The organism is Pyxidicoccus trucidator, assembly GCF_010894435.1.
Taxonomy (GTDB): Bacteria; Myxococcota; Myxococcia; order Myxococcales; family Myxococcaceae; genus Myxococcus; species Myxococcus trucidator.
The window spans coordinates 536,906-552,698 of the sequence record NZ_JAAIXZ010000004.1 but is presented as its reverse complement, the minus strand read 5'-3'; the positions used below and the strand labels follow the sequence as shown (position 1 = coordinate 552,698).

The 15,793-nt window shown below is 69.7% G+C and carries 13 protein-coding genes; 5 read left to right on the top strand and 8 right to left on the bottom strand.

The features are described from left to right. Nucleotides 1–7 precede the first annotated feature (7 nt). Entirely contained in the window at nt 8–964 is a 957-nt protein-coding gene (locus G4D85_RS15550) for an alpha/beta hydrolase family protein (protein ID WP_164012582.1), read from the bottom strand. A gap of 160 nt (nt 965–1,124) precedes the next feature. On the opposite strand from G4D85_RS15550, the gene G4D85_RS49445 reads away from it, so the two are divergent. Further along, nucleotides 1,125–1,877 carry a helix-turn-helix domain-containing protein gene (locus G4D85_RS49445; protein ID WP_240359291.1) on the top strand — a complete coding sequence of 251 codons (753 nt, stop codon included), beginning with the start codon at nt 1,125–1,127 and terminating at the stop codon, nt 1,875–1,877. Nucleotides 1,878–2,019: 142 nt separating this feature from the next. Here the strand turns inward: G4D85_RS49445 and G4D85_RS15540 are convergent, their stop codons facing one another. Then, a complete protein-coding gene (locus G4D85_RS15540) occupies nt 2,020–3,648 on the bottom strand; it encodes a Sapep family Mn(2+)-dependent dipeptidase (protein WP_164012580.1) in 1,629 nt (542 codons plus the stop codon). Between the two features lie 123 nt (nt 3,649–3,771). Between G4D85_RS15540 and msrA the strand changes: the two genes are divergently transcribed. Next, nucleotides 3,772–4,428 carry a peptide-methionine (S)-S-oxide reductase MsrA gene (gene msrA, locus G4D85_RS15535; RefSeq protein WP_164012578.1) on the top strand — a complete coding sequence of 219 codons (657 nt, stop codon included), beginning with the start codon at nt 3,772–3,774 and terminating at the stop codon, nt 4,426–4,428. A 368-nt stretch (nt 4,429–4,796) separates the two neighbouring features. Further along, complete coding sequence (locus G4D85_RS15530; RefSeq protein ID WP_164012576.1) at nt 4,797–9,266, top strand: galactose-binding domain-containing protein; 4,470 nt, start codon at nt 4,797–4,799, stop codon at nt 9,264–9,266. A gap of 56 nt (nt 9,267–9,322) precedes the next feature. Here G4D85_RS15530 and G4D85_RS15525 read toward each other — a convergent pair whose 3' ends face one another. Then, entirely contained in the window at nt 9,323–10,045 is a 723-nt protein-coding gene (locus G4D85_RS15525; protein WP_164012575.1) for a YebC/PmpR family DNA-binding transcriptional regulator, read from the bottom strand. Nucleotides 10,046–10,097: 52 nt separating this feature from the next. After that, complete coding sequence (locus G4D85_RS15520; RefSeq protein WP_164012573.1) at nt 10,098–10,481, bottom strand: Mpo1-like protein; 384 nt, start codon at nt 10,479–10,481, stop codon at nt 10,098–10,100. A gap of 199 nt (nt 10,482–10,680) precedes the next feature. On the opposite strand from G4D85_RS15520, the gene G4D85_RS15515 reads away from it, so the two are divergent. Continuing rightward, nucleotides 10,681–11,838, top strand: coding sequence for a hypothetical protein (locus G4D85_RS15515; RefSeq protein WP_205525559.1), 1,158 nt, complete (start codon nt 10,681–10,683; stop codon nt 11,836–11,838). 27 nt (nt 11,839–11,865) lie between these two features. On the opposite strand, the gene G4D85_RS15510 is transcribed toward G4D85_RS15515, so the two are convergent. Next, nucleotides 11,866–12,267, bottom strand: coding sequence for a carboxypeptidase-like regulatory domain-containing protein (locus tag G4D85_RS15510; protein ID WP_164012569.1), 402 nt, complete (start codon nt 12,265–12,267; stop codon nt 11,866–11,868). Nucleotides 12,268–12,507: 240 nt separating this feature from the next. On the opposite strand from G4D85_RS15510, the gene G4D85_RS15505 reads away from it, so the two are divergent. Beyond that, nucleotides 12,508–12,984 carry a GFA family protein gene (locus tag G4D85_RS15505; RefSeq protein ID WP_164012567.1) on the top strand — a complete coding sequence of 159 codons (477 nt, stop codon included), beginning with the start codon at nt 12,508–12,510 and terminating at the stop codon, nt 12,982–12,984. Between the two features lie 13 nt (nt 12,985–12,997). Here G4D85_RS15505 and G4D85_RS15500 read toward each other — a convergent pair whose 3' ends face one another. The 3 genes from G4D85_RS15500 to G4D85_RS15490 form a co-directional block, all read right to left on the bottom strand. Next, a complete protein-coding gene (locus G4D85_RS15500; RefSeq protein ID WP_164012565.1) occupies nt 12,998–14,260 on the bottom strand; it encodes an RNA polymerase sigma factor in 1,263 nt (420 codons plus the stop codon). Continuing rightward, nucleotides 14,257–14,652 (bottom strand): YciI family protein, encoded by a 396-nt coding sequence (locus tag G4D85_RS15495; protein WP_164012562.1) that lies wholly within the window; start codon nt 14,650–14,652, stop codon nt 14,257–14,259. Before G4D85_RS15495 ends, G4D85_RS15500 begins: the two co-directional genes overlap by 4 nt. Before the next feature lie 195 nt (nt 14,653–14,847). Beyond that, complete coding sequence (locus tag G4D85_RS15490) at nt 14,848–15,702, bottom strand: SDR family oxidoreductase (protein ID WP_164012561.1); 855 nt, start codon at nt 15,700–15,702, stop codon at nt 14,848–14,850. Nucleotides 15,703–15,793 lie beyond the last annotated feature (91 nt).

The following is a 15,793-nucleotide window of genomic DNA, read 5'->3' as shown; positions in this document are numbered from 1 at the left end:
CCTCCTCCTACTTGGACTCGACCCGTCCGAGCGGCTTGGCTGCGCCCGTCAGCGCCCTCTGCGCCTCCGGCCAGGCGGAGTCTCCGGGGTAGAACCGGGTGCGGAGGTAGGCCCAGATGAGACGCTGGACGGCAGCCACTCGCTCGGGGTTCTCGTCCGTGGTCTCGGCGACGTCATATCCCGAGACTCCGCCGAGCCCGTGCCCTGCATCGAACAGGGTGACGAGGGACTTGGGGCTTGGGGCGAGCAAGTAGGGGTCGGCGTGCCAGGCGGCGCCCGCGACCGTCAGGTAGGCAGAGTCGTCCTTGTCGCCGGCGACCACGAGCGCGGGCGTCGTCATCCTGGAGAAGTCGATGGTCGAGAAGAAGGCGTAGTTCTCCGCTGCGAACTTGCTGAGGGTCTCGCCTCTGCCCGGCGCGGCGAGCAGCACGCCCGCTTTGATCCGGGGCTCGGTGAGGTTCACTTCCGTTCCGTCGTGGAGGTCCTTGTGCCGCGCGCCAAGCAGCAGGCTCGCGGTGTGCCCGCCCATCGAGTGCCCGATGACGGCCACCCGGCTTCGGTCCAAGCGCCCGGCGAGCGCGGCGAAGGCGCGCTCGATGGCGTCGAGCTGGTCGAGGATGCGCGTCATGTCCTCGGCCCGCGAGCGCCAGTACAGAGGCGCATCGGGGACATCCGAGGTGAGGGTGAGCGTTTTCGAGTCGAGGTGGGTGGGCTGGATGACGACGAAGCCGTGAGCTGCCAGGGAGTTGGCGAGCGGGGCGTAGCCATTCAACGAGGAGAGGTGGTTGGAGCGGCCGTGGCCGTGCGAGAGCAGAATGATGGGCAGGTTGCCTCCGGTCACGGGCGCGGAGACCCGCACCTGGAGCTCGACGGGACGGCCGGGAGCTGGCAGTACGACGGGGCTGATCGAGAGGACCGGCGTGGGAGCGCTGGGGATGCTGGCCGCGGGAGTCGGTTCGCTCATGAGGTTGATGTCCTTTCGTGGGCTCGACCCGTGAAAAGGCCCGGAGCCGAGAGCGAGGACTATGTGGCGCGGCGCGCTCCGTGGATTGGATGGACCGGACATTTCATCGCGCCTTCCGCGCCGCCTTGAACGGCCGAGGTGGACGCGCGACGATGCGAGGATGCAGCACACGATGGCCCCTACCGCCTCGACGTTCTCGCTCTCCCGCTTCATCGAGGATGTTCGCGATGTCGTGCCAGTCGCTGGACGCGCAAGTCATGAACGGCTGCCCGACGGAAGAACGATCCTTGTCTTTCGAGTGCTTGAGGAGGGGCGCAAAGGGGATGTGTGCGTCTCGGGCCCGCGAACGCGGGCGCTGTTCAAGAACGCAACCGGCTTCGCGCGGGCGGTCGTCCTTCAGTTCAAGCCAGGCTGGTCCGCGCCGCTCCTGGGCGTGGCAGCGAGTGCGCTGACGGACCGGATCATCCCGCTGGAGGACCTCTGGGGCCGTTCGGGCGGCGACCTCTGCCACGAGCTCCTCGCGGCGCGAAGCCTGCCGGAGATGCTTGACCGAATCTCCCATGCGGTCGCTCTTCGGACCCGCCAGACCTTCGACCCGGCATCGGCACGGCTCTCTCGCCGCGCGGTCCGCTTGCTCGAAGGAGACGAGGTTCGGGTGGAGAGCGTGGCGAAGCAGCTTGGCGTTACGGCGCGGCATCTTCGCCGCGCCTTCACGGAGAGTGTCGGCATCGGGCCGAAGGATTTCGCGCGGGCCGTTCGCCTGCAGCGTGCCGTGGGGATGGCGGCGGCCTCGAAGGACTGGGGACACATCGCCGCATCCGCGGGCTATTACGACCAGGCGCACCTCATTGCCAACTTCCGGGAGCTCGTCGGGCTCACCCCGGGCGCCTTCCTCAAGCGTGCAGGCAAGTAGGTTGTAACGCTTCACCGTGCCCCGTCCCGGTGCAGGCCTGGCCCGGCCGGGAAGTACGGCGGGCACGGACGTCAGCCGCGCCGCGGCTTGGGCTGTGGAAGAACTCCAGGTTGGGCGCCTGAGAGCCTCATGAGGCAGCGCATTACTTCGGCGCGGGCGTGGCCGGAGCCTGAGGCGCGATGGCCAGCGTGTGCACGGCCTCGGCCAACATGCGCGTGCCGGCGTCCAGGCTCTCCAGGGAGATGGACTCGTCCGGCGCGTGGCCGGTGTACAGCTCGCCGGGGAAGCCGGGGCCGAAGTCCACGCCCTTGGGGAACAGGCGCGCGTAGGTGCCGCCGCGCACGGAGCCGGGCTTCACGTCCGGGACGTTGCGGTGGCGCTTGTAGATGTCGAGCAGCGTGGTGACCAGCGTGCCGGACGTGTCCGCCACGTGCGCGTCGCCCACGTAGCGGCCGGCGGCCTCCTTCACCCGGCCTCCGGTGTCCTCGCCCACCAGCGCCGCGGCCTGGTCGAGCGAGGCATTGAAGGCGACGGCGTCCTTGCCCTGGGGCCGGCGCATGTTGACGCCCAGGGTGACTTTTCCGTCCGCCACGCGCAGCACGGTGGGCGCGGAGATGAGCGGGCCCATGAGGCCGTCGTCCTTGTACGCCACGCCCAGCTTCTGGCCGAAGTGGTCCCCGTCGAAGCGGCGGGCCACCACGCGCAGCATGGCGGAGATGCCGTTGTCCTCCAGCGGCAGGCGCGCGGCCACGGCGGCCAGGTCCCACATCGCGTTGTGGCCCTCGTCGGCGATGGACGCATGCACCGCCTTGCCGTGCGTGGTGAGCACCACGGTGTCCCCGTCGCGCTTCACGTCCGCCTGGAGCGTAGCGCGCGCGCCCTTCTCCGCCGCGACGGCGGCCTGCACGTCGGCCAGGGCCTGCTCGGGCGTGCGGCCCGCGGAAGGCGCGAGCTTCAGCGTGGCGGCGCCGGGCACCTGGGTGAGGAACTCGCCGCCGGTGACATCCACCGCGCGCACCGTGGCGGCGGCGCCCTTCACCGGCTCGCCCACCGGCGTCTCGAGGCTCCATGCGACGAAGCCGGACTGCGCGGCCACCACCGGGTAGCTGGAGTCCACGGAGATGACGTGCGTGGCCTTCGGCTCGGACGCGGCGTACTTCGTCATCCCCGTCCAGTCGCTCTCCTCGCCGTTGCCGACGATGACGAGCACCCGGCCCTGGGGCTTCAGGCCGAGCTGCCGCGCGAAGTCGAGCGCGACGAGCGCCTGGGCCAGGGGCCCCTTGTCGTCCTCCACGCCACGGCCGTAGAGGCGGCCGCCCTCGACGTACGGCTCGAAGGGCGGCTTCTTCCACTCGTGCGCGGGAGCGGGCACCACGTCGCCATGGAAGACGAGGCCCAGGTGCGGCGCGCCCTCGCCCCACGCCAGCTCGAAGACGTCGTTGTTGCCCACGGTGCGGTACGCCAGGCCATGCGCCTTCGCCCACTTCTGGAGGAAGCGGCCCATGGCGGCGATACCCGGGCTCTTCGCCGCGGGGACCTCGCTGCTCACCGTCTGGAAGCGGACCAACTGCTTCGTCAGCTCCACCACCTCGTCCAGCGCGCAGGCCTGGACATAGGCCGCGTAGCGCTCGGCGGCGGGGGCGCCCTTCATGGCCTGCTCGGAGAAGCGGGCGGCGCGGGCCTTCGGCGTCCCCTGGCAGCGGGCGTCCTTCGCGGCGAAGGACAGGGAGGGCAGGACACATAGGAGTACAGCGGTGAGTCTTGGGCGCATGTGGGGGAACCGTAGTCCAGGGACACAGGGCGGCCCACCAGCGGAACGGGCCTTCCACCCTTCGCCCGGCCGCCTGCTCCGTCTGGGGGTGAAACCGGACGGGGAGACCGCTATTCCTGGGGCATGTTCTTCAACCCCACGAAGAAGCTGAAGCTGCCGGGCCCGGAGGAGGCACTGCCGGGTCGGTCGGAAGAGATGCCCGTTCCCGCGAAGCACGAGGTGCTCGGCACCCCGCTCAAGGGCCCGGTGCCGGAGGGCCACGAGGAGGTGGTGCTCGGCCTGGGCTGTTTCTGGGGCGCGGAGCGCAAGTTCTACCAGACGCCCGGCGTGTACAGCACCGCGGTGGGTTACGCGGCCGGCCTGACGCCCAACCCCACCTACCGCGAGGTGTGCAGCGGGCAGACGGGCCACAACGAGGTGGTGCGCGTCGTCTTCGACCCGAAGAAGCTCTCCTTCGAGCAACTGCTGCGCGTGTTCTGGGAGAGCCATGACCCGACGCAGGGCATGCGCCAGGGCAACGACGTGGGTACGCAGTACCGCTCCGGCATCTACTACACGAGCGAGGCCCAGAAGCGCGCCGCCGAGGCCAGCCGCGACGCGTATGCGAAGGCGCTGCAGGCGAAGGGCTTCGACGCGGTGACCACGGAAATCCTCCCTGCGCCGGCCTTCTATTACGCCGAGGACTACCACCAGCAGTACCTGGAGAAGAACCCGGGCGGCTACTGCGGCCTGGGCGGCACCGGCGTGAGCTGCCCGATTGGTGTGGGCGTCAGCGCCTGAAGTGGCGCGCGGGACGCACGTCCCGCGCACAGGACTGGAAGCCGTGAGGCCGCCGGGGCAGCGACGCGACAGCGCCTGCCCCGGCCGTGCCCCGCCTCCGGAAGTCCCTCCCGAGCCCGCGTCTCCGCAACGCAATCTGGCGGCAACAGCAACCCGGTAGAAGTCCAACCGGAGGCCGTTGGCGTCTCGCGTCATGGCTCGCGTGGATGTCTCGGCTTGCCACGTTATCCTGACTTGGTTTGACTTTCTTCACAGTCCGAACAATTAAAATCCCAACCAGAAAGGAAAGGACCGCTCGGACGCAGGCTCTCCTCGATACGCGCCGAATGTACCCCTCCCCCACTTTCTCCAACGGTCCGCTTTTCCCTATGAATGTGCTGACGCAGCGTGTGCAGGGCGCGCAACGCCCCGGCCCGTGGCTGGCCAGGGTGTGCGTGGTACTCGCGGCAGTGGGAGCAGTCATCTTCGCGCCCGTCGCGCAGGCGCAGGCCGGGACGGTGAATCTCGCCCTCAACCGGCCGGTGACGACGTCCTCCGCGGAGCCGGGGCTCACCGGCAACTTCGCGGTGGACGGAGACGCCGGGACGCGGTGGGGCAGCGGCTTCACCACCAACGAGTGGATTCAAGTCGACCTCGGGGCGAGCACGACCATCGCCCGCGTGGTGCTCACCTGGGAGACGGCCTACGGCAAGGGCTACTCGGTCCAGGTGTCCGCGGACGGGACGAACTGGACGAACGCGCGCGTCATCACGGATGGCGACGGCGGGACGGATGACCTGGCGGTGACGGGCACCGGCCGCTACGTGCGCATCCTCGGGCAGGTGCGCGGGGCCATCGACTACGGCTACTCGCTCTGGGAGCTCGCCATCTACGGCGTCGGCGCCGCCTCGGGCGACCTCGCCAGGGGCCGGCCCGCCACCGCGTCCAGCGTGGAGGCCAACGCCGCCCACCTCGCGGCGCAGTACGCGTTCGACGGGGATGTCGGCACGCGCTGGTCCTCGGCCGTGCTGGAGAACCAGTGGGTTCGCGTGGACCTCGGCTCGGTGCAGACGCTGGGCAAGGTGTCGCTGGACTGGGAGGGCGCGTACGCCAGCGTGTACGTGCTTGAAGGCTCCAACGACGACGCCAACTGGACGGCGCTCGCCCCCAACGTCACCAACGGCACGGCGGGCCGCCGCGACGTCACCGTGTCGGGCAGCGCCCGCTACGTGCGCATGCGCGGCATCACCCGAGGCACCGGCTACGGCCTGTCGCTCTGGTCCTTCGAGGTGTACGGGCCCGGCGGAGGTCCTACCGACCCGCCCCCGCAGACCACGAACCAGACGGTGAAGCTCATGTTCCCCGAGCTGGCGTACGCGAAAATCAATGTCTCGCCCGCGCCCATCAGCATCACCCCGACGCCCGAGGAAGGCCCCACCACGCCGTCGGTGCGCAACCCGCCCGGGCCCTTCATCTACGAGCTGACCTTCCCGCCCAACACCACCGTCACGATGTCCAAGAACCAGTTCTCGCCCACGGCGCCGAACACGGACATCCGCATGGTGGTGACGACGTCCACCGGCACGGTGCTCCGAGCGCAGTCGGTCTCCGCGCTCGCGGTGCAGGGAGCCGAGTGGAAGGTGGAGATCTTCTCCACCGGCACCAACCCGGACGGGAGAGACCGCACCATCATCCCGGACCCGTACGTGAAGGTCCCTCCGCCCGCGGTGACGGGCGCCTTCGCCGTCGTCGCCCCGGCCAACAACGCCATGGTGACCAACACCCGCCGCCCCACGCTGCAGTGGGCGGCCGCCACCGGCGCGACGAACTATCAGGTCTACGTGAACATCAGCCGTGACGACTACGACTGGATGGCGCGCGGCAGCCTGCTGGACCGCTACACGCTGATGGCCACCACCACGGGCACCTCGTGGACGCTGACCCAGGACCTGCCGGACCGCTGGACGTACAAGTGGTACGTCGTGGCCACCTTCCCCAGCGGCAACACCAGCCGCTCGGACCTGCGCACCTTCTCCGTGTACCTCCCCACGGTGGAGACGCAAGCGGACGCCGTGCCGCTCATCAACGGCATGCGCGACCTGAACAAGAACGGCACGATTGAGCCGTACGAGGACTGGCACAACCCCGTCACCACGCGCGTCAATGACTTGCTGTCGCGCATGACGCTGCACGAGAAGGCGCTGCAGATGTTCTTCGACGCGAAGACGACGCCGGAGGCCGGCTTCATGATGGGCCCGCTGAGCCCTCAGGACATCGTCGACTTTCAGCGCGCCTCCGCCGCCACGCGGCTGGGCATCCCCCACGTCGACGCGGGCGACAGCATCCACGGCTTCAAGACGAGCTGGCCCACGCAGCCCGCGCTGGCCGCGACGAGAGACCTCGACACCATCTACGAGCTGGGCGACATGCAGCGCCGCGAGCAGGTCGCGGTGGGCAGCCGCGGCACGCTGTCCCCGCTGGCCGAGGTGGGCACCAAGGTGCTCTACCCGCGCATCCAGGAGGGCAGCGGCGAGGACGCGGACCTGGCCGCCGGCATCACCCGCGCGCTCATCGCGGGCCTGCAGGGCGGCCCGGAGGTGAATCCCCACTCCATCTGGGTGACGACGAAGCACTGGCCGGGCCAGGGCGCGGGCGGTGAGGCCGGCATCACCTACGACGGCACCACCATCCACTACCACATGCGTCCGTGGCACGCGGCGCTGGAGGCGGGCACCAGCGGCATCATGCCGGGCTACGCCGGAAGCTGGCTGCTGGGGCCGGAGGGCTACGGCGCCGGTGACAACCCGGGCATCCTCAACTACCTGCGCCAGCAGATGGGCTACCAGGGCGTCATCTGCTCGGACTGGCTGCCGTCGGGCGCGTGGTCCCGCTCGGCCAATGCGGGCTCGGACGTCATGGGCGGCGCCACCCCGACGCAGATGGGCGCCTTCGAGAGCGAGGTGTCGCTGACCCGCATCAACGACTCCGTCCGCCGCATCCTCGACTTGAAGTTCCGCCTGGGCATCTTCGAGGACCCGTACCGTCGCGGTCCCGCCGGCACCTCCGAGTGGCACACGGCGGACCACAAGGCGCTCGTGCGCCGCGCGGCGGCCAACGCGATGACGCTGCTCAAGAACGACGGCGCCCTGCCGCTGCGCCTGAATGCCGGCGCGTCGATTGTCGTCGCTGGCCCCCGCGCGGATGACCCGTCTTGCATGGTGACCTGGCGCTCGGACTTCCACGGCACGGAGTTCGGCGACCTGACCATCTACCAGGCAATCAAACAGCGCGCGGAGGCCGCGGGCATCACCGTCTACAAGGACAACGCGCCCGCGGGCGTCACGCCCAACGCGGCCATCGTCGTGGTGGGCGAGAGCTACTTCACCCACGGCACCGAGTGGGACAAGGAGAAGCCCTACCTCCCGGGCGACCCCATCGGCCCGGCGCATGACGCGAAGTGGGGCAACCAGTACGGCGTCATCACGAGCTTCAAGTCGCGGAACATCCCGACGACGACGGTGCTCATCCTCCCCCGCCCGTACATCCTCACCAACGTCGTCCCCCAGACGAACGCGCTGCTCGCGGCCTACCGCCCAGGCGACTCCGGTGGCCCGGCCGTGGCGGACATCCTCTTCGGCGACGTCCTCCCGCGCGGCATGCTGCCCTGGCAGCTCCCGCGCTCGCTGGACCAGATTGGCACCGACGTGGAGAACAACCAATTGGAGCAGTGGGACCTGCCGTTCGACCTGGGCGCCACCGCCGCCCAGCGCACGGAGATCCGGCAGAAGATTGCCGCGGGCCAGCCGATTCTCCCTGTCTACGGCAACCCGCTGTTCCAGTACGGCGCGGGCATCCAGGGCTTCGGGCTCAGCGACAGCACGCCGCCCACGGCCTTCACCCTGCAGACGCCGACGCCGGGCTCCACCATCACCACCAAGCCGACCTTCACCTGGACGGCGAGCAGCGACCCGCAGACGGGCATCCACCGCTACGAGGTCTTCCTCGACGGCAGCCCCTTCCCCGTGGCGACGACGAAGACGCCGTCCGCCGTGCTCACCAGCACGCCCATCGGCAACGGGGCGCACACGTGGTTCGTGAGGGCCTACAACTGGGCGGGGGGCGTCACCACCTCGGCCACGGCCACCTTCACCATGAACGACACCGCGCCGCCCGCGGCCTTCGCGGCGCTGGTGCCAGCGGCGAACCAGTCGGTGCCGGGCACCATCACCACCTTCATCTGGGAGCAGACCACCGACGTGGGCGCGGGCGTCTCGCAATACGTGCTCAACGTGGATGGCACGGACCGCACGCCCACGGCCACGCCGCGTGCGTACGTGGGCACCACCGTCAACCTCGCGCTCGGGAAGAACGTGGCGGCCACCTCCAACGAGTTCGGCAGCCCCAACGACGCGGTGGACGGCCTTGCCACCACGCGCTGGTCCAGCCGCATCGACGTGGCCAACCCGGACACCGAGTCCATCACCGTGGACCTCGGCGCCGTCTACTCCATCAAGCGCGTGAGGCTGACCTGGGAGGCCGCGTTCGGCCGCCAGTACGTCGTGGAGACGTCGCTCGACGGCGCCACGGGCTGGCAGACGCTGTCCAACCAGACCAACGGCGACGGCGGTGAGGACAACCTCACGGGCCTGAGCGGCGTCGGGCGCTACGTGCGGATGCGTGGCGTGCAGCGCGCGACGGCCTACGGCTACTCGCTGTGGGAGTTCGAGGTGTACGGCGTGGGCACGGAGCAGCTCTCCATCACGGGGCTGAACGCCGGCAGCCACACCTGGCGCGTGCGCGCGGTCGACGGAGCGGGCAACAGCACCCTCTCCAACGGCCCCATCACCTTCACGAAGTAGCCCTTCCAGGAACCAGGGCGGCCGTGCTGTCCGGGCGGCCGCCCTCCTTCGTAAGCTCAGCCCAGGTTGTGGAAGACGCGCTGCACGTCTTCGTCCTGCTCCAGCGAGTCCACCAGCTCGAGCACCTCGGTGGCCTTGTCCTCGGGCAGCTCGATGAGGTTCTGGGGCACGTACTCGGACTCGGCGGAGATGGGCGACAGGCCCTTGGCTTCAATTGCGTGCTGGAGCTGGCCGAAGTCGGTGAAGGCGCAGTGGAGGATGAGCTGCTTCTCACCCTTCTCGCCGGTGCCCTCTCCCATGTCCGACAGGCCGTGGTCGATGAGCTCCATCTCCAGCTCCTCCACGTTCAACCCCTCGGGGTTGAGCCGGAACACGCCCATGCGCTGGAACATGAAGGCGACGCTGCCGGTGGTGCCCAGGTTGCCGCCGTACTTGTTGAAGCGCATGCGCACGTTGGCCACGGTGCGCACCACGTTGTCGGTGGCGGTCTCCACCAGCAGGGCGATGCCGTGGGGGGCGTAGCCCTCGTAGAGGACGATTTCGTAGTCCGTCGCCGACTGGCCGCTGGCGCGCTTGATGGCGGCGTCGACCTTGTCCTTCGGCATGTTCGCGGCGCGGGCGTTCTGGAGAATCCGGCGCAGCGTCGAGTTCGAATCGGGGTTGGGCCCACCCGCCTTCACCGAGATGGCGATGTCCTTGCTGATCCGCGTGAACACCTTCGCCATCTTGTTCCAGCGGGCCATCATCGTGGCCTTGCGTGTCTCGAAAATGCGTCCCATGGGAAGGGATGTATAGGTCGGCCCCCTTCCGCATGGCTACACCCGCGAGGGACTACCGGGCCTGCTGCTGCGCCGCGGACAGCCGATTCGCTGCGCCGGAGCCGGCTCCGCCCGCGAGGGCACGGTCCATGTGGGGGCCGAGCTGGCCCACGGCCATGAGCCCCGCCATCCGGTAGTCGGAGATGAGCGACCAGAGCGGATACTTGAAGGAGGCCGGCTTGTTGCGCTCGATGACGAAGTGGCTGAACCACGCGAAGCCGTAGGCCGCGACGAGGGCGGCCGGCACGAGCAGCCCGCGCCCCGTCACGGCGGCGGTGATGCCGATGGCCGTGCCCAGGCTGGTGCCGATGAAGTGGAGCCGGCGCGTGGAGGGCAGCGCGTGCTCCCGCAGGTAGAACGGCCAGAACTCCCCATAGGTCTGGATGCGGTCGGACATGGGGTGAAGTTGTGTCCTGGGGAACGGTCCGCGTCAACCTGCCCCGGGTCGGAGCGTGTAGGCATGGACATGGCCGGGTGCCGGCCGGGCGGCCGTCCCGCGGCCGCCCGTTCAGTCTCACGCGCAATTTGTGACAGGGGTTCCCTGGAGGGAAGCCAGGGCTCCGCGAGGCTCGCGGGTCGTGGGAGACTCTGGAGCAATGGCGGATTGGATTCCCAAGCTGAACCCCGGGGTGGACCTGCGGAAGCTGACCCTGAGTCCCGAGGAGGGCTTCGTGCTCTCGCGCCTGGACGGGGCCACGCCGGCGAGGAACCTCCCAGCCCTGACGGGGCTGCCGGTGGAGCGGCTGAAGACCATCCTCACGCGGCTCGTCTCCGAGGGCGCGCTGCTCCCCGCCGCCACGGCCTCGAGCCCGGGAGCGGCGCCCGGCGCCCAGCCACCCCTGGCCACCGCGAGTTCGGCGGCGCCTGGCCTGAATCCCCTTTCGCCGGGTCCCGTGGGCACGGCGCGCGGCTCAAGTCACCGGCCCCTGGGCTCCACGCAGGAGGAGGAGGAGACACTCCCCACGCTCGACCTGGCAACGCACGAGGCCGAGAGCCCCCAGTCGGAGGACGCACCGGACGACGCGGAGGCCGAGGAGGACGAGCCCGAGGTGGCGCTGGGCAACTACCGTCAGCTCTTCGAGACACGGCTGCACCCGTTGCCAGAGGACCAGCGCGTGGCACACGCGCACGCGGCGGAGGACCCGGTGCTGTCCGCGTTCTGCTTCGACCCGCTGCCCTCCGTCATCAAGGCGGTGCTGGAGAACGCGCGCGTGGGCCTGGCGCATGCGCGACTGGTGGCGCGCAACCACCGCAACCCGGTGGGGCTGGAGGCGCTGTGTGGGCGGGCGGCCTTCTCGGCGGATGCGGGGGTGCGGCGGTGGCTGTTGCGCAACCCGCAGCTGCCCGCGTCCATCTTCCGCCGGCTATGGGGCATGCGGCGGCTCATGGAGCTGTACAAAGTCACGAACGACCGTGACATCCCCGAGGGCACGCGCCGCTCCGGGCGCGAGGTGCTCCGCCAGCGCTTCACCAGCGGGCCCGCCGAGGAGAAGGTGGAGCTCATCATCAACACGGAGGGCCGCGCGCTGGCGGCGCTCATCGGGATGCCGGTGGATGGGAAGACGGCGTCGATGCTGTGCGGGCGTACGTACCGCTCGCCGATGCTCATCCAGAACATCGCGCGCTGGAGCGCGGCGCCGCCGGCCCTCATCGCGCACCTGTTGAAGCAGGAGGCGGTGCGCCGGCAGCCCCAGCTGCGCACGCTCCTCGCCCGCCATCCGAACGCGCCCGCCGACGCGAAGCGCGGCGGCTGATTCAAGACACCTCCCCGCGCACCCTGCTCACCACCCGGACGGAGCGCTCAGGTAATAGCTGCCGTAGAACCCGCACCTTGCATCCTCGTGCAGCACCAGGCCCATGTTCATCCGCAGCGTGTGGTTCAGCCGTACCACGACGTCATGGATGAAGATGGGATTGTAGCCCTCACGCTCGTAGATGACCCTGTAGACGCCGGGAGGCAGCTGCGCGAGTCGATAGAAGCCGTTCTCGTCGGACTCCACGATGCGCTCCCCCATCAGGCGGGGCGAGGTGACGGACACGGTGACGCCCGGCAATACCTTCAGGGGCTGTCCCGTCTCCCCTTCCAGGCCAAGCGTCGTCCCCATGAGGACGCCGTGCCCGTCGTACCCCCAGGCGGACGAGGAGAGCAGCAGAAGGACACACGGCAGGACGGTACGGAGCATGGGTTTCCTCCAGCGGGGCTCCCGTCATCGGAGCAGGTCCATGCTCACCGAGTCGTTCCGCCCCTGCCTCACGCCACGCTCGTCGATTCATCATCGTTTCATCACGGCCGCCGGGGGTGCCCGTCAGTCCGGGTGTCGGGAAGCGGAACGGTGCCCGGGCTCCTGCCTGGGCGTCGCTTGCGATTCGACCGCACGAGAAGCAATACCCCCGAGATGACGGACCCCTCTCCGGAAGCGGACATGAGCGGATGGACCGGCGGATGCCAGTGCGGCGCCGTGCGCTACAGAATCGACGCGAAGCCACATGTCACCGTCTGCCACTGTCGCATGTGCCAGAAGGCGGGAGGAGGGCCCTTCGCCGTGCTGGCGGCGGTGGCCGGCCCCGCGGTGACCTGGACCCGTGGCGCGCCGGCTCGCTTCCGCAGCTCCGATATTGCAGAGCGCTGGTTCTGCTCGGCGTGCGGAACTCCGCTCGCCTTCGCGGATCTGGAAGACGGTGGCCTCGAGCTGATGGTGGGCAGCCTGGATGCGCCCGGCAAGGCGGAGCCAGTCTCCGCGACCGGCACGGAGAGCTATCTCTCCTGGGTGGACGGGGTGCCCGACCTGCCAGCCCGGAGCACCGAGGCGTCCGTGGCCGCAGCCGGCCGGCGTCAGCCGATTTCGTATCAACATCCAGATCACGACACGCCGGAGGGCTGGTCGGCTCGCCCAGGGTAGGCGCCGCGCCCGTCTACTCCCGCGCGTCGCTCAGCCGTGCCGCCTGTGTCATCAGGTAGTTCCGCTCCGGAATGCTCGTCGTGCGGCCAGCGGCTCTTCTGTAGTGCTCGATGGCCGCCTCATGCTCGCCCGCCCGCTCCAGCAGGTGCGCGCGGACGGCATCGAGGCGATGGCTCCCCGCCAATCGCCCGTCGGCATCAAGCGCCTTCAGCAGCTCCAGCCCCGCCGCCGGGCCCTGCACCATGGCCGTGGCAATCGCATGGCTGAGCGCCACCATCGGATTGTCGGACATCCGCAGCAACACTTCGTACAGCGCCAGAATCTGCGGCCAGTCCGTGTCCTCGACGCGCGCCGCCTCGTCATGCACGGCGGCAATCGCGGCCTGCACCTGATACTCGCCAATGGAACCCTTCGACAGCGTCGCGCTGACGAGCGCGATGCCCTCGGCGATGGCGGCCGAATCCCACAGGCGTCGGTCCTGCTCGTTCAGCGGAATCAGCTCGCCCGCCGGCCCGGCCCGCGCCGCGCGCCGCGCATCGGTCAGCAGCATCAGCGCGAGCAACCCCGCCACCTCGCCGTCCTCCGGAACAAGGGTGTGGAGCATCCGCGTCAGGCGAATCGCCTCCCTCGACAAGTCCCTGCGCTGCAATTCGGGGCCGGAGCTCGTCGTGTAGCCCTCGTTGAAGATGAGGTAGAGCACGTGCATCACGGCGCCGAGCCGCTGCGTCCGCTCCTCAGCCGTGGGCAGCTGGAACGGCATGCCGGAGGCCTTGATGCTCTGCTTGGCCCGGCTGATTCGCTGCGCCATCGTCGCTTCCGGCACCAGGAACGCCTTGGCGATTTCGCCCGTCGTCAGGCCCCCGACGGCGCGCAGGGTCAGCGCGATGGCGGAGGCCGGCGAGAGCGCCGGGTGGCAGCACATGAAGAGCAGGGCGAGCGCGTCATCCCGCCCCGCCGCCTCGTCGCTGTCGGGGGCGAGGACGAGCTGCAGCTCGGGAGGAATGAGACTGACCACGAGCTCCTCGCGGCGGCGGCGGGCCGCGTCGGCTCGGACGTGGTCGGTGATGCGCCGTGCGGCGGCCTGGAGAAGCCACGCGCGAGGGTCGTCGGGCACGCCGTCGCGCGGCCACTGCATGGCCGCGGCAATCAGCGCCTCCTGCACCGCGTCCTCCGCGGCGCTGAAGTCACGGAACCGCCGGGCGACCACGCCAAGCACCTGCGGCGCGAGCTCGCGCAGCAACTGCTCGGCATGGGCATCCAGGGACGACGAACTCACAGCAGCTCTGGGGGCGGCCCGCTCATCACCTGCCGCACTTCAATCGCCATGTTGAGCGGCTTGCCGCCGGGTCCAGGCGCGGCGGACGCCTGCGCGGCGAGCGCGTAGGCCCGCTCGGGGCTCTCGACGTCGACAATCCAGTAGCCGGCGAGGAACTCCTTGGCCTCCGGGAACACGCCGTCGGTGACGGGCTTGCCGTCGTTCCCGGCGCGCACGAGCTTCGCCTGGTCGGGCCCGGCCAGACCTTCGGCCGCCACCAACTCGCCCGACGCGCCGAGCTTCTTGATGAAGTCCTTCATGAATGCGACGTGCGCCTGGAAGTCCTGCCTCGGCCAATTGAAGGCCTGGTACGACCCACGTTCCGGGGTGTTCATCATCAGCATGTACTTCATGGTCGACTCCGTCTCGGTGCCAGCGCCCCTGGATTGAGTGCGCGGTCATGAGCAGGTCGGAGCTGCCGGCGGGTTCTCGACATGCATTTCGAAGATATTTGAGGGCCTCCCATGGCGGAAGCACGGGAGGCGACCTCGTGAGCGGAAGGGCGCACCCCAACCCTTCGGAATCACAGGGGCGACGCGCGGTGCGCCTCAGCGCTTGAACGCCACGGCCACGGCGTCGGCGAGCGGCGTCGTGGGCCGGCCGATGAGGCGGCGCAGGTCGCCGGACGCGTCGTCCAGCTCACCCTGGGAAGCGCCCACGTCGGCGTCCACCAGGATCTCGGCGTAGGGCCCTGGCAGACCGGCGCCCACGAGCACGCCCAGGTACTGCTGCCTCGGCAGGTCGTTGTAGGCAATGGCCTTCCCCGCCCCGCGCGACACCTCGGCGGCCAGCTCGGACATGGTGAACGGGCTGTCACCGGCCAGCTCGTACACCTTGTTCTCGTGCCCCGCACCCGCGAGCACCGCCGCCGCGGCCGCCGCGTAGTCCGCCCGGGTGGCCGCCGCGATGCGGCCCGCGCCCGCGCTGCCCACCAGCGCCCCGTGCGTCAGCGCCGGGCCGAGGTTCTCCGTGTAGTTCTCGAAGTACCAGCCATTGCGCAGGAGCACGAAGGGCAGGCCGGACGCGCGGATGGCCTCCTCGGTGGCCTTGTGCTCTCCGGCCAGGGCCAGGCGCGAGCGGTCCCCATGCAGGATGCTCGTGTACGCCAGCAGGCGGACTCCAGCCTTCTTCGCCGCGTCCACCACGGCCTGGTGCTGCACGGCGCGCTGCCCCACCTCATTGGAGGAGATGAGCAGCACCTTCTCCACTCCCGCGAGCGCCGGTCCGAGCGTCTCCGGCTGGCTGTAGTCCAGCTTGCGGACCTGGACGCCGCGCGCGGCGAGCTCGCTGGCCTTCTCCGGGCTGCGCACTCCCACGACGACCTGGCGGGCGGGGACCTTCTTGAGCAGCTCCTCGGCGACGAGACGGCCAAGCTTTCCGGTGGCTGCGGTGACGAGAATCATGGGGGGCTCCTGGCGTGAAGGTTTCGTTGAGACGCGAGGAGCAACCTAACGGCGTCACTAACTTTCAGTAAGTACCTACCTTTGGGTAAGC